Genomic DNA, 23,636 nt, shown 5'->3' on the forward strand with positions numbered 1-23,636 from the left:
TTTTTTATGGCTAAGGAATATATTTTGATCAAAATTGCATTAATTGCCTTGGTTATTTTAAGTGTCGTGGTGGTGTTGAGTTTATTGATGATCAGTTTCAAACTTTTGCGTAAAACACAAAAAGAGGAACTTGCAGAACGTCGTGAAATGCGTAAATCAGGCGATTACCAAATGCATCCTCAAGTGGCTGAAGAGTGGAAAAGACTAGAACAAATGAAAAAAGATTTGGAAAATAAAAATAAATAATCGCTTTGGAGTTTCATGAAGATACAAGCGCTATGCTTATCATTAAGTTTGTTGTTAATGGCGTGTAGTCAAGAGATTGAGATTACACCGAACGTTTTGCCTCATGCTATCGTGGGGCAAGATTACGATGCGAAAATTGAGATTGAAAAAGTGACCTTGATCGATGGTTTATTTGTGGATACCTCTATTCCTATAAATTCTGGATTAAAGATTTATACAGGAATGGGGCAGCGTCCTTATCATGATCATGTAATTAAAATCAAAGGTATACCCACTCAACTAGGGACATATCGATTTGTTTTAGAAGGAGAAACTCGAAATACGTATGGTGGGAATATTCATTTTCGTAAAGAATATACACTCGTGGTTATAAAATAAAAATAAATTTAGGTGTATTATTTATTAATTTAAAATGGGGGCATTATGAAAAAACTAACTTTTTTAGCTGTTATTGCAATTTCGTTTGCGATGACTGGGTGTGCAGTTAATTTACCCTTTAATAATCGTTTAAATTATTCATCAGTATCACAGTTATCTGCATTTTCTAAAACTGATGAAAAAATTTTTATTAAATGGAATCCTGAAACATTTCCTAAACGTATCGATATTCAGGGGGCAGATGGATTTGTAGGGGGTGGGTCAAGAACTCGTATTCCAACTGGTGTTGCCTTGTCAAGTAGAATTGAGGAGGCAATTTCTCAAGTAGCAACGATTTCCCTAGAAGGGCAACCCTTGGTAATTAATGTCGATAATGCTCGATCTGGGTTTGAGTATTCTGCAGGATTTTTTAATGTAACACCTGCGATTGATGTTGCAAATGTAACTTTAACTGCAACCTTTGAATTTAAAGGGAATAAATGGACAAGTAAGTTTGTCTCTAATTTAAAAGATCCTAAAATTGGGGGATCATCTCAAACAGGGCTCTTAGATAGTGCATGGGATGATATAGCGGTACAAGTAGCAAAAGATGTAGCACTGCATTTAAAATAAGACAGTATATTTCAGACTTCATTATAAATAGGTGAAGTCTGATTTTAGAGGTTTTTCACCTTAATTTCTTTAATTGCACCAAACTCATATTTATCAGGCCAATTACATACATCCGACACAATGCATTCAGCACATTTAGGTTTACGTGCAATACAACAATAACGGCCATGTAAAATCAACCAATGATGCGAGTCTAAAATAAATTCTTTGGGAATGACTTTGATTAAGCGTTGTTCAACTTCAAGTACATCTTTTCCAACCGCTAAGCCAGTACGGTTACCTACGCGGAAAATATGGGTATCTACTGCCATGGTTGGCTGCCCAAAAGCTGTATTCAATACGACATTCGCTGTCTTACGTCCAACACCAGGCAAAGCTTCCAAATCTTTACGGTTGTCAGGGACTTGGCTGTTATGGAGTTCGATCAACATTTTACAAGCTTTAATGACATTTTCTGCTTTGGAATTATATAAACCAATAGTTTTTATATACTCTTTTAAACCATCTACACCGAGTGCATAGATTTTTTCAGGGGTATTTGCTACTGCAAAAAGCTTGTCTGTGGCTTTATTGACACTGACATCAGTCGCTTGTGCAGATAAGGTTACCGCGACTAAAAGTTCAAATGGCGAGGAGTAATTTAACTCAGTTTCAGGATGAGGTCGTTGTTCACGTAAACGCTCAAAGAACGTCTGAATTTGCTTTTTGGTCATATTCTTTACAGCCATGATCATTCTCCTTGCACATCAGATAATTGCTGTAAAAGTGCCTCGAGTTGCTGCTGTTTGTTTGCATCAGGACGTACGGAAAGTTGCTTTTCTAATTTTTTAATTTGTGTGCGAATCTTTGCCAGTTCAATGGTGCTTTTTGCATCAAGGATTAATTTAGGTTGTTCTGATTTTTCAATGACTTCAATTGCAGTGAGTTGCTGATTTTGTTCAGTATATTGAGCGAATAACTCTGTATCTATTTCAGCACGTACGACAGGCCCTTTACGGTGAATACGACGATTTTCTTCACGTTGAATATGGGCATAATACCGTTGTCTGAGATCGGCTTGTTCATCAAGACGCTGTGACGCTGTAGGAATACTTTGCGTGTCTTCAACCAAATCAATACAGTCCACAGGGCATGGAGGAATGCATAGTTCACAGCCTGTACATAAGTCTGTCAAAATCGTGTGCATCAGCTTTCCAGAGCCAATGATCGCATCGACAGGGCATGCACTGATACATTTGGTACAACCGATACATTCATCTTCACGAATAATCGCTTTCATCCGTTGTGGACGCCCATCACTTTGGATCTCCCACACACTCGGTTCAGCCACTAATTTTGGACGGGACAATAAAGCAGCCAAGGCATCCGCAACAGGCTGACCACCAGGTACACATTTGTTAGCATCTTCTCCCTCAGCAATTGATTTAGCGTAAGGTAAACAACCATCTCGATGTCCACATAAACCGCATTGCGTTTGAGGTAAAAGGGCATCAATCTGCTGTATAAGGGAAATAGAAGGAGTCATGTGCTTAAAAATATAACAAGGTGCCAGTTAGGTTTTTGAATTTTAGCATATTCTGAAGATTTTGCACTTGATCCAAAATGGTACAAAAAGTGCGCTGAATGTGGGCAAAAACACCTAAGTAATTTATTAAAAATAAGACTGAATAGACATAAATTTTTTTATTAATTAGAAATTATCACATTGAATTTAATAATTATTTAAAAAAACATTGGAAAAAGTGTTGTAGATTGTTAACAAAAGAGATTAAATACTTTGCGCCAAAATATATCATTCTTTTGAAAAATTTGACCAATTTTGATTCACCCCTTTTGCTGAGGATTGAGCGTTGAAATATACTAGCCTGAATGACTTCCTAAATTACGTTAAAGCACGTGATCCAAATCAACCAGAATTTCTGCAAGCTGTAGAAGAAGTAATGACCAGCTTATGGCCATTTATTGAAAAAAATCCACAATATGCAGATTATGGTTTGCTTGAGCGTCTTGTAGAGCCTGAACGTGCTATTCAATTCCGCGTTTCTTGGATAGATGACCAAGGTCAAACTCAAGTCAATCGTGCTTTCCGTGTTCAGTATAACTCTGCGATTGGACCATTTAAGGGTGGCATGCGCTTTCACCCATCTGTAAACCTTTCAATTTTAAAATTCTTAGGTTTTGAGCAAACTTTTAAAAATGCGTTGACAACATTGCCAATGGGCGGTGGTAAAGGTGGTTCTGACTTCAATCCGAAAGGTAAGTCAGAAGGCGAAATTATGCGTTTCTGCCAAGCTTTAATGGTTGAGCTATATCGCCATCTCGGTTCAAACACAGATATTCCAGCGGGCGATATCGGTGTGGGTGGTCGTGAAGTCGGTTATATGGCGGGTATGATGAAGAAGCTCAGCAATGACACTTCATGCGTATTCACGGGTAAAGGTTTATCTTTCGGTGGTTCATTGGCCCGTCCTGAAGCAACAGGTTTTGGTACAGTGTATTTTGCAGAAGAAATGCTCAAAACACGTAGCGACAGTTTTAAAGGTAAAATTGTCACCATTTCTGGTTCTGGTAACGTTGCACAATATGCTGCTGAAAAAGCAATGTATTTGGGTGCAAAAGTGGTTTCACTTTCTGACTCTAACGGTACGGTTTATGTGAAAGATGGTTTCACAACAGAGCTTTTATGTGAAGTGATGGAACTCAAAAACGTAAAACGTGGTCGTATCTCTGAATTTGCGTCTAAACATGGCTTTGAATACCTTGAAGGTCAACGCCCTTGGTCAATCAAGTGTGACATTGCGTTGCCATGCGCAACTCAAAATGAGCTAAATGAAGAAGATGCAGCAACATTGCTTGCCAATGGTGTGATCTGTGTTGCTGAGGGTGCAAACATGCCTTCTACACTTGAAGCTGTAGAAAAATTCGTCGAAGCGAAAATTCTTTATGCACCAGGTAAAGCATCAAATGCAGGTGGTGTAGCGACTTCTGGTCTTGAAATGTCACAAAATGCAATCCGTTTGGGTTGGACATTTGAAGAAGTTGATGAGCGTTTGCATGCGATCATGAAAGAAATTCACCGCAACTGCGTGAAATACGGTACCGAAGAAGATGGTACTGTGAACTACGTAAACGGTGCGAACATTGCAGGCTTTGTAAAAGTGGCTGATGCAATGTTAGCGCAAGGTGTATTCTAAGCTTTAAAACTTTGAATAAATCTAAAAACCGATGCTTTTGCATCGGTTTTTTTATGGCTTTGCATCAGGTTAATGTCAGGTCTTATTTTTAATGGCTTGAAAAATCATAGTGGGTTGATATTTGGACTCTAAAATTAATTTGGGTAAAGCCGTTGAAAAGTCAAACCTGATACTCATTGGCTTTGACATACTTTGAGCAATCTGCCGCTCATGTTGTCTATTGCCACAAAATTTCACTTGGCTTCTCAAGTTACCTTTTGGAATGATCGTCTTATTTTCAAGTATATAGTTTTGACTTTGACGATTACACCCTGCATAAAACAGCATATGATCGGCTGTGAAATTGATAAGTAAGGGTTGAATTTGGTCAAGGCTTGGTTCATCAGTTTGATGTTGCCATGTAAATTTTTTCAATAATTCAGCATCATAATGGGGGAGATCAGAAATAGAAGGAAGTGCCTGAAAGGTATATATAGCGCCATTTTTTAACGAAACATTCAGCTTTTTTTGGTCTTTGGCATGTGTTTGAATGTCTAAATGTGCATCCGTGAAAATTTGAGTCGCTAACTGTTCTTGATGCTCTAGTGCACCACAGCCCATCAAAGTTTGTACCTGAACAGGATTTGCTTTGAGGTGCTTGCCATTGAGTACATGCATTTTTGAGATTTGATTACAACCGCTATAGATTTGAGTACCTTGAGTTGAAATATTAACCAGAATAGGCACTGAGCTGTTTGGTGGAGTATAGCCCCATGTATATTGTGTTAAGGCATCAGTGAATTGCTGTGTGGATAGCGGAGCAGTAAGGTTTAGAGATTGATTTTGAGTGGGGGAATTTTGACAAGCTGAAACAGATAATAATGCACAGAAAAACAATAATGGCACGATTTTCATCATTTATTCTCCATGGGGGTTTTTATTTTTACTCAAAATTTTTGTACCGATAAATATATACTCTTGTTGGTCTTTTTGGAAAATAAGTTTGGGGTGTTGACTTGAAGCATATTTAATTTGAAAGGGTACAGCTTGCAAAAAAACATACGAATAAAGTGTTCCTGTTGCATGATATTGGGTGTACATGCTTGGGCATCACCATAAAATAAAGGTGTGATTATTTTCTGTTCAATAATTTTATAAGACCCGCCCATAGCGTTACAGGACGTATATGCATTGAGATGATCATTGCTAAACGTCAGTTCAATCGGAATGTTACTGTTGGGTGGTGTATATGCCCATGTATATTGACCAAGTAGCTTTTGAGTTTCTTGTGTAGATCGCGGTTTTTCAGTACAAGCCGTACAGAATAGGACAAGCATCATTATTTTAGTTTTCATGTTCTAATCACACATATTGGAATTATTGAAAAGGATTAAAAAAACCGATGCCTAAACATCGGTTTTAAAAAAGTTATTTTGATATATAAGAAATTAAAGAGAACCTTTAACTGCTTCACGTTCAATGATCATGTCTTGTACATAAGCATATTTAGATTGATCAGCCGCAGGGTTTTTAATTTCATAACGTTTAATGCGTACCACTTGACGCTCATTTGGCGTATGGGTAAAACCTTCAATTTTGTCATAGAATAAAGTCCAATCTTTGTCGACTTGGCTTTTGACTCCATTGTCAGCATATTTAATTTCGCGTACTTGTAAACACGTTTGCGGTGCAACACCTGTACATTGTTTTGTTTCAGGGCTGATTTCTAAAAAGATCGTTTCACCTTGCGTGTTATATTTGGTTTCAGGTGTTAATTGACCTGTAAATACTACTTTTTCACCTTTAGCAGATGTCAGGGTTAACGTTGGGTTTTGTGGATTACTTGTGTTTAATACAAAAGCAGTTTTACCTTTTTCAAACAAGCTTGCAGCAAGACCTTCTTGTTTTGCTGCATCACCTGGACATGCCATAAGCGTAGATGCTACATTAGTGCTAACAATTTGATTGTTTTCAATTTTCCAGCTCGTAGACATAGAGTTACAACTCGTAGAAATACCTAAGCTGCCATCTTGAGCAAAATTCAAGACCAATGGTTTAGCTGCGCCAGTATCTACTGACCATTGATAAGCTGGTAAAATTTTATCTGCATTTTGTTGTTGTAACACTGACACTGCTAAATCTCCAACTTTTTGAATATCGCTTGATTGACATGCAGCTAAGGTTAAAGGAAATAGGGCAAGTGCAAGATAACGTAATTTCATAATATGATCTGCAAGTATTTGATTTAAATGATAGTAGAAAGCATAACTGATTTAACTTGCAAAACAATGGATACATTCGGAGATTTTAGGTTTCAAAATGTATCCATGAATTTATATTTGTTAATTGATGAAAATATTTTATGTATTCACATTAAATATTAATCAAAACGATATATGTCCATACCGAGCGCACCCATAGAAAAACTACTATGTACGACACTAAATCGCGTACCTGTGCCCATGGCAAAAAACAGCGGTGCGAAATGTTCAATTGTAGGATGATTACGTTGAACAAAAGGTATATTTGACCAATCTAGTACAGCATCGTAGTCATTATGAGTGAGTTTATTAACGACATAATTACGGAATGTAGATGCCCATTCAGGCACATTTTGATTGTCACTATTCCAAGATAATTCACGTAAATTATGGGTAATACTGCCTGAACCAATCAGTAAGATTTGCTTTTCACGTAGTGGCGCTAAGGCTTGTCCAATTTTATAAATCTCATCCGCATTCATACTCATCGGTAGCGAGATTTCAACCACAGGAATATCAGCATCAGGATACATGTGCAGTAAAGGCATCCATACGCCGTGGTCACGTGGACGTGTACTGTTGGCATGTGCAGGTAGATGTGCCTCAGCAAGTAAATGCAAAATTTCTTCAGCTAATTCAGGATTTCCAGGCGCAGGGTAGCGTATTTCATACAATTCAGGTGGAAAACCACGGAAATCATGCCACGTTTCAGGACGTACCCCTGTACTGACTTCTAGTGCCTGACTCTCCCAATGTGCTGACATGACTACAATAGCTTGAGGTTTGGGTAAATTAAGACTTAAGCGATAGAGGGCTGGTCCCACTTGTTCAGGATTCAGTGCTAACATTGGTGAACCATGTGAAATAAATAAACCTGGAAGTGTTTGTAAATTCATTTGAGATTCACCTATGTTGAATGTAAATGAAGAGGATGCCAAAAAAATGTGCGGATGGAAAGATGAATTATTTCAACATATTGTTCTAAATGTAGAACGACTTATGTGGCATCCTATCTTGTTTAGCCAGCACGATGATAAGGATGGTTGTTATTGATACTCATCGCTCTATAGAGTTGCTCAATGAGCATGACACGTACCATAGGATGCGGTAAAGTTAATTTAGACAATGACCAATGCCATGCAGCCGCTTTACGTACCGCTTCAGAATGTCCATCTGGTCCACCAATTGCAAGGGCAACATCATTGCCTTCAAGCATCCATGTTTTCATGGTTTCAGCAAGCTTTTCTGTGCTAAATTCACGTCCACCGACTTCCAAAGCAATGAGTACTTCATTTTGTTTTAACTGAGTCAAAATACTATCACCCTCAAGATTACGATATTTTAAAATATCTGCTTCAGAGTCATTTTTAGCTCGTTTGGCCATCGGAAGTTCAATGATTTGAGTTTGTACAAAAGGTTGAATACGTTTGAAATAATCTTCAAAGCCAGTCAATACCCAAGCAGGCATTTTTTGACCGATGGTCAGAATGCGGATTTTCATATAAAACTAATCGTGACATGTATAGATCGATATTATAACCCGATATTTTAATGTTCTTAGATTTGGGGTGAAATTTACCAGCAGCAAAGCTAAAAATAATATCCAGTGGATTGTTATAGCAAAGTAGAGCTATGGAATTTTTCTATTGCAAAATAAAGGTGATTACACAATATAAGATGTTATATATCAACGATAAAATAAATTTTTAATAAATTAATTATTTGTAATTATATTTACGCAGTAATCATCATGATGGTTGAATAAAAAGCGCAGTCCTAAAGCCGTTAGGACTGCGTTTTAACATCAATCTATCTGGAGATTCAATTGATGTTAACGAAACGATCTTTGGATGTAGGATCGTATCTATACATTTTATTATGAGGGAAATTGTTGTTATTTCAAGCAAATATATTCAAAAATTTTAACAATCCTTAAAATAATTGCATTATTTTTAATTTTTACTTATCTAATTGAAAATCATATATTTTAGGTACAATAAAAAAGAGCGCCGTAGCGCTCTCTTTCATTTTCTTTTTAAATTAATGACGAGCTGCTTTTTTGCCGTCATCCACTGCTTTGACAATCGGTGCTTTAACTAAAGGTTTTGGCATTTCAACCAAAGCCAAAGGTAAAATTTCATCGATTGATTTTACAGCTTTAATTTCTAAGCCTTCTTTGACGTTGTCTGGAATTTCTGCCAAATCACGTACATTTTCCTGTGGAATAAACACGAGTTTCACGCCACCACGATGTGCAGCTAAAAGTTTCTCTTTTAAGCCACCAATACGCATTGCACGACCGCCTAAACTGGTTTCACCTGTCATGGCAATATCAGGACGAATTGCAATACCTGTGAATGCAGACACAAGCGCAGTCGTCAGGGCTAAACCGGCCGAAGGACCATCTTTTGGTGTTGCACCTTCAGGTAAATGAACGTGTACATCGGTTTCTTCAAAACGAGAAGCTTCAATACCCAATTCATCGGCACGGGTACGAACCACGGTCATTGCTGCAGTAATCGATTCTTTCATCACATCACCGAGTGAACCCGTTGTAATGAATTTACCTTTACCTTTGACCGCTGCAACTTCAATCGTTAACAATTCACCACCGACTGAAGTCCACGCCAAACCATTAACACGGCCGACTTGAGCTTCTTCTTCAGCCATACCGAAGTCAAACTTATGCGGACCTAAGTATTCAGGAAGATTTGCTGAAGTGACATCCACTTGTAAGTTTTTAGATTTCTTACTTACTGCTTCCTTCACTACTTTACGTGCAATTTTGGACACTTCACGTTCGAGATTACGAACGCCTGCTTCACGCGTATAACGTTGTACGATGTCACGAATTGCTTCTTCATGAACAGTCAATTCTTTAGCACGTAAGCCATTGTTCTTGATTGCTTTCGGAACAAGATAGCGTTCTGCAATATTGATTTTTTCGTCTTCGGTATAACCTGGGAGACGAATCACTTCCATACGGTCAAGCAATGCTTCAGGAATATTCATACTGTTTGCAGTACAGATAAACATCACTTCAGATAAGTCGAGATCAAGATCGAGGTAATGATCATTAAACTTACTGTTTTGAGATGGGTCAAGCACTTCAAGCAATGCCGAAGCTGGATCACCACGGTAGTCTTGTGCCATCTTGTCAATTTCATCGAGTAAGAATAATGGATTCTTTACGCCGACTTTAGTTAAAGACTGCACAATTTTACCTGGCATCGCACCAATATAAGTACGACGGTGTCCACGGATTTCCGCCTCGTCACGTACACCACCTAAAGCCATACGAACAAATTCACGACCTGTTGCTTTTGCAACGGATTCACCAAGAGAAGTTTTACCCACACCTGGAGGACCAACTAAGCAAAGAATCGGGCCACGAAGCTTTTTCACACGTGATTGCACTGCAAGATATTCCACAATACGATCTTTGACATCATCTAAGCCATAATGATCTGTATCTAAAATTTCTTGTGCTTTTGCCAAGTTAATGCTGACTTTGCTCGCTTTATTCCAAGGTGTATCTAAAATCGCCTCAATATAGTTACGAACCACTGCTGCTTCACTTGAAGCAGGTTGCATTGCTTTCAGTTTACGGAACTCTGCTTCCGCTTTTTTACGAACATGTTCAGGTAAATCTGCTTCCGTAAGACGTTTTTCAATTTCAGCAACGTCATCTTCAGCACCACCATTCATGTCAGAAAGTTCGCGTTGAATGACTTTCATCTTTTCATTGAGAAAGTATTCACGTTGATTCTTTTCCATTTGGCGTTTTACAGAATCATGCAATGTTTGCTCAATCTGTTGTTCTTCAGATTGTTGTAGCAAATAAGTCATGAGTTCTTGTAAATGTGCTTCAAACTCATCGTGCTCTAAGAATTTTTGTTTAATATCGATATTCAAAGGTACACGTGTTGCGACAAAAAATAATAATTGCAATAAATCATCAATTTTATTCGCCGCTGTAATCAATTCACGTGCATTACGTAATTTTGCTTCTGCATATTGAGCAAATAAGGCACGTAATTCTTCAACACGTGTTTTTTGCGTATCTTCATCAATGGATACTGTCATTGGGCTTAAAGCATGCTCTGCTGATAAATACTCATCATTTTCGATGATTTGTACCAGTTTAGAACGATGTAAACCTTCAATTAATACTTTTATACAGTTTTCATCATTTTCGTGATTCACAACTTGTACAATCTTAGCGACAGTACCATATTGATATAAATTGTCGTGATCAATTTCTTCTGTAAGCGAATCTTTTTGCGCAACTACAAATACTAAATTGTCACTGTTACGAGCCACATCAACTGCATTGATCGATTTTTCACGACCTACAAATAGCGCAATTTGCATGTGTGGATAGACCACAACATCACGTAACGCTAAAAGCGGTAATACACTTGGAACCTGTGGCTCTAAGTTTTCTTGATTCATAATAATCTCAGACATGGGCACTCCTAATGAGTGACAACGGTGTTGCCATGTTTTTTATAGTGATGGGTATTTTAAAAATTACAAGGGCTTTAAAAAATAATTTGCATAAAAAATGCCAAGTATTTGTTTATAAATAAATCATAATAGATGCTATTGACTGATTTGACACTGAAAACGGACAAATTTTGTGGGTGTAATCAGTGCATGAAGGGGTTGATCCCAAGGATTTTTTTGCAACCTTTGCTGTAAAAATTGAAAATCATGTGCAAGTCCTAAACGATAGGGTTTAAATGGTGCTGAGGCCAAAGTCCGATCATAAAAACCACCGCCCATCCCCATACGTATTCCAACTGCATCACATGCTAATAACGGCATGAGCAATACATCTAAATGTGAAACATGCGAAGCGCGACTTGCCATGGGTTGTAACATGCCGAGTTTATGTAATACAAACCGTTTATTTCTATATTGTTGATGTGAAATTTTAACCCAACGCAAGGTTTTATTCATGTTACAAATGAGCGGTAAATACACATTTTTGTGATGTTTAAAACAATATTCAATCATTTTTCCAGTATGTAACTCACCAAAACTATGTAGATAAATACCGATATTGTGGGCTGTTTTAAATTTAGGATTTTTAATCAGGCGTTGTAATGTAAAGTTTTCACTATGTTTTTGTTCTAACATAGAAATTTTTCGGCGTTTTGTTCTTAAATCCTTACGCAGAATTTGGTTTTGATTAGACATAATAGTTAAATAAGTGTTAATTACATCACTAAATAATAGCAGATTAAAATGTTTAAAATAAAGTCTAAATAATGAAATGGAGTTTTTATTCTATTGTTGTTTATTTTAAAGTAATTATTCTAATTATTTTTAATATTATTTAGAGAAACTAATTATACTAAAGTAGTTGGTTTTAATTTAAACCCAATTTTCATTTAAATTGGGTTTAATTTTTAATATTATGATTTTTTATTAATAATGAAAGGGCGGTCTTCATTATCTAAAGATAATATAATATTTACACTTTGAAACTGATCATTAATAACAAGTTTTGTGTGATATGTTTTACATTCTTCTTTGCAGTTTTTAACAGATAGTACATATTCATTTGGTTTTAAATAGTAAGTCGTTGTATTGTTGATATAGAAATCACCCGCTTTAAAATCATCAATATAGAACTTAATTGGACAATCTTTATTGTTCTCTTTTTCTTCATCACATAATTTTTCATCACGTTGAACATGGATGGGTTTTGTATTTAATTCTTTGTTTATAAATAATAAATTTTTAGGTTTGTTCTTTTCGCTTACAGTTGTTAATTGTGTGCAAGCAGACAGAGAAGCAATCACTGCAATGGAAATGAAGGCATTCTTAAGCATAGTAGTATCCTGTTAGAAAAATTTAAATATCGACGATTAATATTTTACCAAATAGTAAAATACAAATTATATTGACATGTATTGTTGATTGTACAAAAAATATCGCTCTGATAATATACTTTACCAATTGTTACTAATAATTGGGCATTTAAAATGCAAAAAATTACGTTAATAGATAAGTCTTCACTTGAGAAAGTTAATGTAGAGTCTAATATAATAAAATTAGAAAAATCGATGATTATTCAGCCAAATATTAAAAAAGAAGAAATTTTAGAGATTATTCAGGAAGGTGATAACCTCATAATTAAATTAAAAAATGGTGAAAACATCACAATAGAAAATTATTTTGTGAAAGCTGCTGATGGTGAAACATCTGATTTAGTTTTTGATGGTACGGTTTGTGCTTTTGAGCAATTGGTTTGGCAAGATGGAATTGCAAGCTTTAAAGAATTAACAGGTCTTGAAGAACTTCTTCCGATCATTACAGGCACAAGTACCGGTGGTGTTGGTCCTTTACCCTGGATTGTCGGTGGATTGGTAACAGGTGGAATTATTGCGGCGACTAATGATGATAAAAGCCATTCAGAGCCAGAAAATGAGCCTAAAGTTGAAATTTTAGATGCACCAAAAGTTGAAATTGTGAATGATCAAAATAATGATGGTCTATTAAATCGTAGTGAAACTGGTGGTGCGTCACAGCTCAATATTATTGTGACGATTCCGACTGGTGCAGTTACAGGCGATATAATCACACTCAAAGATCAAAGTGGCAAAGCTTATACGCATACTTTGACGCAAGCGGATATTGATGCAGGCAAAATCACAGTTCAAGTGGATAAACCTGCTGAAGGGACTGAGCTTAAAGTCACTGCAACCATCACCAATGAGGGGGGAACATCAGCAGAGTCAGTACCTGACCAAGCGGTGATCCATGAAACAGCACCTTCTGTCCAAGTAGAAATTGAAGCAGACTATGCCACAGGCAAAGGTAAAGTTACCTTTACTTTCTCCGAAGATATTGATGATTTTGATATTAACGATATTGTGATTAATGGCGGGAAAATTGATCCTGATTCTTTAGTTAAAAATCCAGATGGTACATATTCAGCAACTCTTTCAGATTTGAAAAAGGGTACTGCTGTTGAAGTTTCTGTCAAAGATGGCAGTTATACAGATCAAGCGGGTAATGCCGGCATTGAAGGTTCAGATGAGGATGTATCTGTAAAAGTCACTGCAATCAAACCTGATACAGTGGGTGGTGGTTCTATCGTGACAGGTGTGACCAAACCCAACACCGAAGTTACGTTAAAGGATCCTGCAACAGGTAAAACCTATACGACGACTTCAAATCCTGATGGAACATGGTCGATGACCACGACTGATCCGTTACAAGATGGTTCATCAATTACTGTCACTGTACCCAATCCAGATGGCTCAAATCCAGATCAAAGCGCATCTGATGAAGTACCTTTACCGTTTGTGAGTATTGATATTGTCGGTGGTGATAATTTTATCAATGAAGAAGAGTTGGCTGAATTAACTGACCCCGCAACTGGGACTGTAAAAATCACGGGTACGGTGAGTAATCCAACTGCTGATATGACCATTACTTTTAATGGTAAAAAATACTCTGGCATTGACGTTAAAGTGAATGCAGATGGAACTTGGGAAATCAATGTTCCTGTTGAAGATATCAATTTAAATGGTAAAAATACCATTATAGCCAAAGGTCAAGTAACTGATTCGACAGGTACGGTTTTCCCATCGAATGATGCAGAGAATCAAGTTGGTACAGATACGACACCCCCGAATGTCAATGTGAGTATTAGCCCAGAGGGTAAAATCACCATTGCTTATGATCCTGATGTAGATCCTTCAAGCATTGAAACAGGTAAAATTACGGTGATCGATCAGGATGGTAATCCTGTTACTGTAACACTAACGCCGAGCGAAGATGGTTTGACTTTTACAGGTCAAGTCCCAGATGGTTTTGATGGCAAAATTACGGTGACTGTCCCTGATGGTAGTTATCAAGATTTGAATGGCAATCAGGGTAATCCTGATCAAGAAAGCAAAGCTGTGGACACTCAACCACCGCAAGTGATTGTGAATATTGATCCAAATGGTAATATCACAGTGACATTTGACCCCGATGTTGATCCATCAACCATTGATCCGAATACTGACTTTGTGATTACGGATAAAGATGGTAACCCTCTGAAAGACAAAGATGGAAATCCAGTCACCGTTCCACTATTAACTTCAACAGATGGTGGGATTACGTGGACAGGTAAAATTCCTGAGGGCGTAGAAGGCGGTGTTAGCGTCACTGTTCCTGAAGGAAGTTACCAAGATAAAACGGGTAATGAAGGTGGAAAAGGTACTGATACTGAAAATGTAGACACGCTTGCACCAAAATTGACTGTGACTATTGATGCTGATGGTACGGTTCATTTTGATTTTTCTGAAGTTGTAAAAGGCTTTACTTCAGAAGATATTTTAGTTGCAGGTTCTAAGCTTGTACCGGGTTCATTGACTGATCTAGGCAATGGCAAATGGACTGCAAAACTAGACTCAATGCCAAAAGATGGCACCACTGTTGAAGTTACAGTAAAAGATGATACTTATACAGATTTAACGAATAACTTGGGTTCAGGTCATCAAGATCAAGTTATTACGATCAAAATTGACAGTGTTAAGCCAAATACTGATGGTAATGCGATTATTTCGGGTAAAACAGAGCCAAATCAAACGGTAACAGTGACTGTGCCAGGTTCAGATCAACCTTTAATTACCACTTCTGATGCCAATGGTAACTGGACAGTCACCACAGATTTTCCATTGAAAGATGGTAATTTTGTGACAGCAACAACGCCTAACCAAGATAATGTCATTATTGAAGATAAAGTGAAGTTACCATTTATCACCATTGATGTTATTGCGGGTGATGATGTTATTGATCCTTCGGAACGTACTGATATTGACACTCAAACTACAATGAAAGTGAGCGGTACAATCAGCAATCCTAATGCTAATGTTACAGTGACTTTTAATGGTGTTGAGTATTCGAGTAATTCAACAGATCCTGCTAAAAAAGTTACTGTAAATTCAGATGGTACGTGGTCTATTAAAGTCCCTGCAGATCAAGTTGGAAGTCAAAACTCTATCGAAGCAAAAGCTTCTGTGGTGGATAATGGTACAACAATTGATTCAGCACCTGCTGTTCGTGATCCAATTACCCAAGGTAGCATTACAGTCGATGTCGATAGTAAAGGTCATATTACAGGTAGAACACTCGAAGTCGTTCCAGGTCAAACAGTCGAATTGATTGTGATTGGTAAAGACAAAAATGGCGTTGAAATTGAAAAGAAAATTCAAGCCACTGTAGATAGCAACGGCCACTATACAGCAAAAGTACCGACAGACTTTGAAGATGGCAATATCACAGTTATTGCGACAACCAAGGATGCAAACAATCATCCACTAGATGCAAAAGATGCTGAACCTGCATTAGATCGTACATCGGGCTCTATTACAGTAGATATCACGCCTGACGGTAAAATCACCGGTTCAACCACGGATGTCCCACCGGGTGCAACGGTTGAACTTGTGGTTGAGGGCAAAGATCCAAACGGCAACCCTGTCAGCGAAACCATTACCGTGACAGTCGACAGCAACGGTCACTTCACTAGCACAGTGCCACCAAGCATTGCCGATGGTGGTATTGATGTCACAGGTACCACAACAGACCGTAATGGTAAACCTATTACCGATACTGACAACGAACCAAGTCTTGATCGTACGTCAGGTACGATCACGGTTGATGTCAAAGTCGATGGTAGTATTACTGGTACAACCACTGATGTTGAGCCTGGTAAAGATGTAACTTTAACTATCACAGGTAAAGATAAAAATGGTAATGCTATTACAGAAACGGTAACAACAACTGTTGCAAGCGATGGTACATACACAACAACAGTTCCAAATAATATTGTTGATGGTGATATCAAGGTTATAGGAACAACGACTGATCGTAATGGGCAACCTGTTTATGATCGTGATAGCCTAGGTACAAATGCGACAGATGATCCAACAACTCCTGAAAAAGAAACAGGTGGACTCGATCGCACGCCAGGTCAGATCACAGTGGATGTCACACCAGATGGACAAATCACCGGTTCAACCACCGATGTCCCACCGGGTGCAACGGTTGAACTTGTGGTTGAAGGCAAAGATCCAAACGGCAACCCTGTCAGCGAAACCATTACCGTGACAGTCGACAGCAACGGTCACTTCACCAGCACAGTGCCACCAAGCATTGCCGATGGTGGTGTCGATGTCACAGGAACCACAACGGATCGCAATGGCAACCCACTGACGGATACAGACAACGAACCAGCACTTGATCGCACGCCAGGTCAGATCACAGTGGATGTGACCCCTGATGGACAAATCACCGGTTCAACCACGGATGTCCCACCGGGTGCAACGATTGAACTTGTGGTTGAAGGTAAAGATCCAAACGGCAACCCTGTCAGCGAAACCATTACCGTGACAGTCGACAGCAACGGTCACTTCACCAGCACAGTGCCACCAAGCATTGCCGATGGTGGTGTCGATGTCACAGGAACCACAACGGATCGCAATGGCAATCCACTGACGGATACAGACAACGAACCAGGACTTGATCGCACGCCAGGTCAGATCACAGTGGATGTGACCCCTGATGGACAAATCACCGGTTCAACCACCGATGTCCCACCGGGTGCAACGGTTGAACTTGTGGTTGAAGGCAAAGATCCAAACGGCAACCCTGTCAGCGAAACCATTACCGTGACAGTCGACAGCAACGGTCACTTCACCAGCACAGTGCCACCAAGCATTGCCGATGGTGGTGTCAATGTCACAGGAACCACAACGGATCGCAATGGCAACCCACTGACGGATACAGACAACGAACCAGGACTTGATCGCACGCCAGGTCAGATCACAGTGGATGTGACCCCTGATGGACAAATCACCGGTTCAACCACCGATGTCCCACCGGGTGCAACGGTTGAACTTGTGGTTGAAGGCAAAGATCCAAACGGCAATCCTGTCAGCGAAACCATTACCGTGACAGTCGACAGCAACGGTCACTTCACCAGCACAGTGCCACCAAGCATTGCCGATGGTGGTGTCGATGTCACAGGAACCACAACGGATCGCAATGGCAACCCACTGACGGATACAGACAACGAACCAGGACTTGATCGCACGCCAGGTCAGATCACAGTGGATGTCACACCAGATGGACAAATCACCGGTTCAACCACCGATGTCCCACCGGGTGCAACGGTTGAACTTGTGGTTGAAGGCAAAGATCCAAACGGCAATCCTGTCAGCGAAACCATGACCGTGACAGTCGACAGCAACGGTCACTTCACCAGCACAGTGCCACCAAGCATTGCCGATGGTGGTGTCGATGTCACAGGAACCACAACGGATCGCAATGGCAATCCACTGACGGATACAGACAACGAACCAGGACTTGATCGCACGCCAGGTCAGATCACAGTGGATGTGACCCCTGATGGACAAATCACCGGTTCAACCACCGATGTCCCGCCGGGTGCAACGGTTGAACTTGTGGTTGAAGGCAAAGATCCAAACGGCAATCCTGTCAGCGAAACCATGACCGTGACAGTCGACAGCAACGGTCACTTCACCAGCACAGTGCCACCAAGCATTGCCGATGGTGGTGTCGATGTCACAGGAACCACAACGGATCGCAATGGCAATCCACTGACGGATACAGACAACGAACCAGGACTTGATCGCACGCCAGGTCAGATCACAGTGGATGTGACCCCTGATGGACAAATCACCGGTTCAACCACCGATGTCCCACCGGGTGCAACGGTTGAACTTGTGGTTGAAGGCAAAGATCCAAACGGCAACCCTGTCAGCGAAACCATGACCGTGACAGTCGACAGCAACGGTCACTTCACCAGCACAGTGCCACCAAGCATTGCCGATGGTGGTGTCGATGTCACAGGAACCACAACGGATCGCAATGGCAACCCACTGACGGATACAGACAACGAACCAGGACTTGATCGCACGCCTCCGGCTGTGACTGTTGAAATTACTCCCGACGGTAATATCAAAGTGACCTTTGATCCAGATATTGATCCAAGCACCATTGATCCAAACACGGACATCGTGATTACCGACAAAGACGGCAATCCACTTAAAGACAAAGATGGTAATCCTGTAACTGTTCCACCACTGACATCAACTGATGGCGGGATTACTTGGACAGGTAAAGTACCACCAAATGTTGACACTGAAGTAAAAGTTGAAGTACCTGCGAAGGACAAAGATGGCCATCCAACTTATGTCGATAAAATAGGTAATCCAGGTACAGGTGGGCAAGCTACAGTAACTGTGGATACCTTGCCGCCAACTGTAAAAGTTGCAATAAGTGAAGATAGAACTTCGGTGAATTTCATCTTTGATGAACTCATTCAAGGTTTTGATGCTTCTGATCTTGTGGTTACAGGGGGACAATTAAAACCAGGAACATTAATTGAAAATGCTGATGGCACGTGGACCGCGCAACTTCAAAATACAGAACAAGGCACTACCGTTGAGGTAATGGTTAAAGATCAAAGTTATACAGACTTAGTGGGGAATGTAGGTCTGGGGGCTACCGATACAGATATCACCATCAAGATTACCAGTGTCACCTCAATTGTAGGCTCAAATGATAAGCTGATTACAGGTCTGACAGGGGCAAATCAAGACGTCACTGTAATTCTACCGAATGGTACGGTAGTTGAAGGAATTCGCTCTGATGAAAATGGATATTGGGAATTAACGACAGAAATTCTTGAAGGTACAAATGACCAAATTACTGCACAGACAAAAAATCAAGATGAAAAGCCTATAGCAGATACGATTAGCTTGCCATTTGTTTCGATTGATCTGGTGTCTGGTAATGATGTCATCAATGAAGCTGAATATGCTGATTTTGCTAATACTGTGACCATTACAGGTAAAGTCAGTAATCCAGATGTCAGCATGACAGTAACCATTGCAGGTAAGATATACACAGGTTCACAAGTAACAGTAAATGCTGATGGTACTTGGTCCGTGAATGTACCTAAAGTAGATGTTGCACAAGATTTTGATATTACGGCACAAGCGACATCAAATACATCAGGTGCGACTTCAGATGATGCTTCACGTGATGTAACCGTTGATATTGAACCACCAAAAGTGACTGTAGATATTGATACAACAGGTAAAATTACACTGAAATATGCTCTAGATGTTGATCCAACCAGTATCGATTTATCACAAGTTACTGTGAAAGATACCTTGGGTAATGTGATTCCTGTGAAATGGAACATATCTGACAGTAGTGCATTAAACTTTGACGCAATGATTGAGATGCCTGTCGATGACATTATCACAGTGACGGTGCCTAAAGGCAGTTATCAAGATTTAGTTGGTAACCTTGGTTTAGCAGGCTCAGATGCTGAAGATATTGATAATGCAGCTCCAGATATTCAATCCTCTGTGATCAAAACAGATGAAGATACTTCTGTTGTGATTACTTGGGCACACTTAGGTATTCGTGATAACAGTACTGATTTAAGTAAGTTAACTCTTTCATTCACGCAGTTACCAGCAAACGGTACTTTGTATTTAAATGGTCAGGCAGTGACCGATGTCAATGTGCTGACAGGCTTAACTAAAGCAGATCTTGATGCAGGTCAATTAAGTTTTCAACCTGATTTAAATGAAGCATCAACAACTGCTGATTCAGCATATACAACGCTTGATTTTGAGGTACATGATGGGATTAATACTTCTACAGGCTCTGTTGATGTGATGGTTGAAGCTGTTGCTGATACACCAAACCTATCACTTGACTTGTTGGATTGGAGTCCAACCGCACTTAATTTAAATATTAAAACATGGGAAGGTTTGAAATCTGTCACCATTGATGGAAAAACCTATAATTTGTTACAAGGTAATGGGAGTGGCATGCCAGCAGATACTTTGAAAACAGTATTTGAGTATTTAACCAGTGATAAAAACACAACACATAAACCAGCAACGAGTGGTGAAACTTCAAGCTTGGCAGATAGTAATGTTGCAACCTATAAAGGGGTTGCGATTACAGGTTATGTCTATTTAGAAAAAGGGCATACCTATAATTACAAAGGTAAGGCAGATGACAGTGGTATGCTCATCATTGGTAATGAAGATCCAGTCTATGTAAGTTGGGGGGGATTAAATCAGTCTGTGGATTACAGCTTTGTCGCAGCAGAGTCAGGTTTCTATACCTTTGATTTTTATATGCATAATCAAGCGGGTCAAGGTAACTATGACTTCCAATTGGTCGATCAGTCACATGGAGATATCATCAGTTATTACCCTGATTTAGAGACTGCTTTGTCAAGTTTGAATGATTTTTATCATCAAGCGAATCCATCAGTGGAATGGAAAGTATCAGATCTGATTCAAGGCAGTGCAACTGATAAAGATGAAAATGGTTTCCATCGTCCATACTTCAACTTAAGTGGTGAAGTTGGACAAGATATTTCACTTGGATTGCTTAATACAAGTCTGAATGATATCGATGGCTCAGAAAGCTTGACCTTAAATTTCTCAGGTTTAGTTGAAGGCATGATGATTTATGCATTGGCTGCAGATGGCTCACGTCTTTTATTAGGTACAGCCAATGCCCAAGGGCAATTAAGTTTGGTTGCCGATGGCGTATCTTTAGATGGTGCAAGCTTGGTTGCTGTTGCTCCGGCAGATTTTGTGGTAACAGGTTCATCTTTGGGCTTAAAAGTGAAAGTAGAAGCCATTGCTACAGAACAATCTAATCATTCAGCAGCCAGTTCAGAACTTGAGTTTGATATGACCTTGTATCCATCTTCAAACGCAGCATTTAAAGCAATGGCATTTGTTGAGCATACAGCGGTTGAGCAAGATGCAGATCTAATTTTTAATGTATTAAATGATGATGATTTGGGTGGAAATCGCTTAACGCCTGTCAATGATTTTGCATCTACAGATCAGATAGATGTTTCGGCATTACTTGATCACAATGCGAGTCTTGAAAATATCAATGAATACTTAAAAGTAAGTTATGATGCAGAGGAAGACCAAGCGGTGATTTCAATTGACCGTGATGGTACTGGAACGAATTATCAGTCTGCTGATTCGTTGATTTTGAACAACCAAACGACCGACCTTACTCTTGAACAATTATTGCAAAATAATCAAATCATCATCTGATGATTGGATCAGCACAATATTTTTCTAAAGATAAAAAGCTCCTTCGGGAGCTTTTTATCTTTGCCGACTTATCACAGCATAATCGGATAAGTGGTAAGTTTTTTTATTGGATTTAACATATTGATAAATCATTAAATAATCAAGTGTAAAAAATAAATTTAAAAATTTTACATTTTTGACAAAAGTTGGCTGTTTAGAGTCAATTGAATCTGTGGATACATCGCTTAACTTAAGAAGATAGATCAGGATGATGTATTCGTTGAAGATATTCACGAACATATTGATAAAATGGACAATAAAATGAACATACAAAACTCTAAAAAATGGACAGAATGTACAGTGCAGCTGTGTAAAAACATCTCGTTGGCAATGGTTTTTTGGGTGCCATTTGCGATGTCAAATTCAGTATACGCAGCGCCTCCTCCGAAGCTCGATTTAACTTTATCTGAGCATTCACAACAAAAAATTAAAAAATTGATGAACGATCCAAAAGTCTGGGCGCAAATTCCTAAACAAGTGACTTTGTGTGTCTATTCGCCTGATGGTGCTAATGGTGAAGCCTTTGAACAAGCAACGAGCTATATCAGTGAATTACCTCGTATTGCACAAGTTGCAAAGCAGTTTGGTGTTGATTTAAAAATTACCCGACCATCGAAGCTGCAAATGCGCATAGATATGGATTATCCACAATTAAAGAAAAAAGCCAGTACTGAACTCAACTTACGCGTATATACCGATGAGCGTGTTTTAACAGAAGATTTTAGAAGTAAACGTTGTGATGGCGCAGGAATTAGTAATTTACGTGCACGCCAATTTAACCCATTTGTTGGCAGTATAGATGCTATTGGTGCAGTACAAAGCTATAAACAATTGTCTGCCGTGATACAACTTTTAGCACGACCTGAGTATGATGCTAAAATGGTCAATAAAGACTATGAAGTGGTCGGAATTGTCCCTTTGGGTGCGGCTTATATTATGGTGAATGACCGTCGAATTGACACCTTAGCCAAAGCAGCAGGTAAAAAAGTTGCAGTGATGAATTTTGATGGTACACAAAAGAAATTGGTACAAAATGTTGGTGCACAGCCGATTTCTGTTGATTTACTCACTGTAGGTGGCAAGTTTAATAATAAAGAAGTTGACATCATGGCTGGCCCTGCTTTGTTGTTTAAACCCTTAGAATTACAAAAAGGGATGAATGATAAAAATGGCAAAACTGTTGGGGGAATTATTCGGTTTCCTCTTATTCAAGTCACAGGGACATTGATCATGCAACGCAATAAATTTCCTGCGGGAATGGGATCGATTGCCCGCGAAATCATTTCTAAACAACTGAGTCCTGCTTTTGAGTTTGTCGATAAAATTGAAAAAGAAATTCCCGCAAAATATTGGATGGAAATGCGTGAAGCAGATAAACCAGGCTATATCAAAATCATGCGTGAAGCGCGTATTCAGATGACCAAAGAAGGTTATTATGACCCTGCGATGATGAAAATTTTGAAGAAAGTGCGTTGTGCACAAAATCCGAGTAGTTTTGAATGTGCTTTAAATGATGAATAATTCATATTGGTTTTGAATGTCGTAATTTTAAATGCTCTGAAAATGGGCATTTTTATTTAAGTGAACTGAGACAATAGTTTGAGTTGCTTTACTTTGCTTATTTTTAATATAAGGTTGATTTTAGCTGGTTGCTTGTTAAATCAAGGAACCTGATTTTATTTCACATTTATACATTTGGCTAATATTTAGTCTATACGATTTTCATTATATTGAGCTTTTAAATAGAACAGTTAAATAGATCAACACCATAGATTAAGGGAAAA

General features: G+C 39.0%; 16 protein-coding genes. 6 read left to right on the top strand and 10 right to left on the bottom strand.

Annotation, left to right across the window (positions count from 1 at the left end; translation table 11 throughout):
• The first annotated feature begins 27 nt into the window (after positions 1-27).
• Genes HUV91_RS00610 through HUV91_RS00620 form a run of 3 tightly spaced genes read left to right on the top strand, consistent with a single transcriptional unit; the run spans position 28 to position 1,236 of the window.
• Positions 28-246: a hypothetical protein gene (locus tag HUV91_RS00610; protein WP_174493563.1), complete on the top strand. Its 219-nt coding sequence runs from the start codon at positions 28-30 to the stop codon at positions 244-246.
• Positions 247-261: 15 nt separating this feature from the next.
• Entirely contained in the window at positions 262-624 is a 363-nt protein-coding gene (locus tag HUV91_RS00615; protein WP_228721822.1) for a hypothetical protein, read from the top strand.
• 45 nt (positions 625-669) lie between these two features.
• On the top strand, positions 670-1,236 hold the full coding sequence (locus HUV91_RS00620) for a hypothetical protein (RefSeq protein ID WP_174492191.1): 567 nt from the start codon (positions 670-672) through the stop codon (positions 1,234-1,236).
• Positions 1,237-1,280: 44 nt separating this feature from the next.
• On the opposite strand, the gene nth is transcribed toward HUV91_RS00620, so the two are convergent.
• Positions 1,281-1,964: an endonuclease III gene (nth, locus tag HUV91_RS00625; RefSeq protein WP_130074662.1), complete on the bottom strand. Its 684-nt coding sequence runs from the start codon at positions 1,962-1,964 to the stop codon at positions 1,281-1,283.
• A gap of 2 nt (positions 1,965-1,966) precedes the next feature.
• Positions 1,967-2,761 carry an RnfABCDGE type electron transport complex subunit B gene (locus HUV91_RS00630; RefSeq protein ID WP_174492192.1) on the bottom strand — a complete coding sequence of 265 codons (795 nt, stop codon included), beginning with the start codon at positions 2,759-2,761 and terminating at the stop codon, positions 1,967-1,969.
• A gap of 325 nt (positions 2,762-3,086) precedes the next feature.
• Here HUV91_RS00630 and gdhA point away from each other — a divergent pair, with 325 nt between their 5' ends.
• Positions 3,087-4,430 carry an NADP-specific glutamate dehydrogenase gene (gene gdhA, locus HUV91_RS00635; RefSeq protein ID WP_174492193.1) on the top strand — a complete coding sequence of 448 codons (1,344 nt, stop codon included), beginning with the start codon at positions 3,087-3,089 and terminating at the stop codon, positions 4,428-4,430.
• A 75-nt stretch (positions 4,431-4,505) separates the two neighbouring features.
• On the opposite strand, the gene HUV91_RS00640 is transcribed toward gdhA, so the two are convergent.
• The 8 genes from HUV91_RS00640 to HUV91_RS00675 form a co-directional block, all read right to left on the bottom strand.
• Complete coding sequence (locus HUV91_RS00640; RefSeq protein ID WP_174492194.1) at positions 4,506-5,327, bottom strand: META domain-containing protein; 822 nt, start codon at positions 5,325-5,327, stop codon at positions 4,506-4,508.
• Between the two features lie 29 nt (positions 5,328-5,356).
• Positions 5,357-5,764, bottom strand: a complete 408-nt coding sequence (locus tag HUV91_RS00645; protein ID WP_174492195.1) for an META domain-containing protein — start codon at positions 5,762-5,764, stop codon at positions 5,357-5,359.
• Positions 5,765-5,857: 93 nt separating this feature from the next.
• The gene (locus tag HUV91_RS00650) at positions 5,858-6,631 is read right to left on the bottom strand and encodes an META and DUF4377 domain-containing protein (RefSeq protein ID WP_174492196.1); all 774 of its coding nucleotides are present in this window, start codon (positions 6,629-6,631) and stop codon (positions 5,858-5,860) included.
• Positions 6,632-6,789: 158 nt separating this feature from the next.
• Positions 6,790-7,566 carry a DODA-type extradiol aromatic ring-opening family dioxygenase gene (locus HUV91_RS00655; RefSeq protein WP_174492197.1) on the bottom strand — a complete coding sequence of 259 codons (777 nt, stop codon included), beginning with the start codon at positions 7,564-7,566 and terminating at the stop codon, positions 6,790-6,792.
• Positions 7,567-7,688: 122 nt separating this feature from the next.
• Complete coding sequence (gene rlmH / locus HUV91_RS00660; protein ID WP_130074669.1) at positions 7,689-8,171, bottom strand: 23S rRNA (pseudouridine(1915)-N(3))-methyltransferase RlmH; 483 nt, start codon at positions 8,169-8,171, stop codon at positions 7,689-7,691.
• Positions 8,172-8,710: 539 nt separating this feature from the next.
• The gene (gene lon, locus HUV91_RS00665) at positions 8,711-11,140 is read right to left on the bottom strand and encodes an endopeptidase La (RefSeq protein ID WP_174492198.1); all 2,430 of its coding nucleotides are present in this window, start codon (positions 11,138-11,140) and stop codon (positions 8,711-8,713) included.
• A 135-nt stretch (positions 11,141-11,275) separates the two neighbouring features.
• Positions 11,276-11,875 (bottom strand): 5-formyltetrahydrofolate cyclo-ligase, encoded by a 600-nt coding sequence (locus tag HUV91_RS00670; protein ID WP_130074671.1) that lies wholly within the window; start codon positions 11,873-11,875, stop codon positions 11,276-11,278.
• A 218-nt stretch (positions 11,876-12,093) separates the two neighbouring features.
• Positions 12,094-12,513 (bottom strand): hypothetical protein, encoded by a 420-nt coding sequence (locus tag HUV91_RS00675; protein WP_130074672.1) that lies wholly within the window; start codon positions 12,511-12,513, stop codon positions 12,094-12,096.
• A 153-nt stretch (positions 12,514-12,666) separates the two neighbouring features.
• On the opposite strand from HUV91_RS00675, the gene HUV91_RS00680 reads away from it, so the two are divergent.
• Positions 12,667-21,813, top strand: coding sequence for an Ig-like domain-containing protein (locus HUV91_RS00680; RefSeq protein WP_174492199.1), 9,147 nt, complete (start codon positions 12,667-12,669; stop codon positions 21,811-21,813).
• A 369-nt stretch (positions 21,814-22,182) separates the two neighbouring features.
• Positions 22,183-23,373 (top strand): putative solute-binding protein, encoded by a 1,191-nt coding sequence (locus HUV91_RS00685; protein ID WP_228721859.1) that lies wholly within the window; start codon positions 22,183-22,185, stop codon positions 23,371-23,373.
• Positions 23,374-23,636: the final 263 nt, after the last annotated feature.

It is taken from the genome of Acinetobacter sp. Marseille-Q1623, assembly GCF_902809895.1.
In the GTDB taxonomy this organism is placed as follows: Bacteria; Pseudomonadota; Gammaproteobacteria; order Pseudomonadales; family Moraxellaceae; genus Acinetobacter; species Acinetobacter piscicola_A.

Excerpts from the sequence above, each read along its gene's own strand:
- rlmH (WP_130074669.1), bottom strand. The coding sequence starts at position 8,171 with ATGAAAATCCGCATTCTGACCATCGGTCAAAAAATGCCTGCTTGGGTA.
- lon (WP_174492198.1), bottom strand. The coding sequence starts at position 11,140 with ATGTCTGAGATTATTATGAATCAAGAAAACTTAGAGCCACAGGTTCCA.
- HUV91_RS00670 (WP_130074671.1), bottom strand. The coding sequence starts at position 11,875 with ATGTCTAATCAAAACCAAATTCTGCGTAAGGATTTAAGAACAAAACGC.
- nth (WP_130074662.1), bottom strand. The coding sequence starts at position 1,964 with ATGGCTGTAAAGAATATGACCAAAAAGCAAATTCAGACGTTCTTTGAG.
- HUV91_RS00630 (WP_174492192.1), bottom strand. The coding sequence starts at position 2,761 with ATGACTCCTTCTATTTCCCTTATACAGCAGATTGATGCCCTTTTACCT.
- HUV91_RS00655 (WP_174492197.1), bottom strand. The coding sequence starts at position 7,566 with ATGAATTTACAAACACTTCCAGGTTTATTTATTTCACATGGTTCACCA.
- HUV91_RS00675 (WP_130074672.1), bottom strand. The coding sequence starts at position 12,513 with ATGCTTAAGAATGCCTTCATTTCCATTGCAGTGATTGCTTCTCTGTCT.
- HUV91_RS00620 (WP_174492191.1), top strand. The coding sequence starts at position 670 with ATGAAAAAACTAACTTTTTTAGCTGTTATTGCAATTTCGTTTGCGATG.
- HUV91_RS00685 (WP_228721859.1), top strand. The coding sequence starts at position 22,183 with ATGGTTTTTTGGGTGCCATTTGCGATGTCAAATTCAGTATACGCAGCG.
- HUV91_RS00645 (WP_174492195.1), bottom strand. The coding sequence starts at position 5,764 with ATGAAAACTAAAATAATGATGCTTGTCCTATTCTGTACGGCTTGTACT.
- HUV91_RS00650 (WP_174492196.1), bottom strand. The coding sequence starts at position 6,631 with ATGAAATTACGTTATCTTGCACTTGCCCTATTTCCTTTAACCTTAGCT.
- HUV91_RS00640 (WP_174492194.1), bottom strand. The coding sequence starts at position 5,327 with ATGATGAAAATCGTGCCATTATTGTTTTTCTGTGCATTATTATCTGTT.
- HUV91_RS00680 (WP_174492199.1), top strand. The coding sequence starts at position 12,667 with ATGCAAAAAATTACGTTAATAGATAAGTCTTCACTTGAGAAAGTTAAT.
- HUV91_RS00615 (WP_228721822.1), top strand. The coding sequence starts at position 262 with ATGAAGATACAAGCGCTATGCTTATCATTAAGTTTGTTGTTAATGGCG.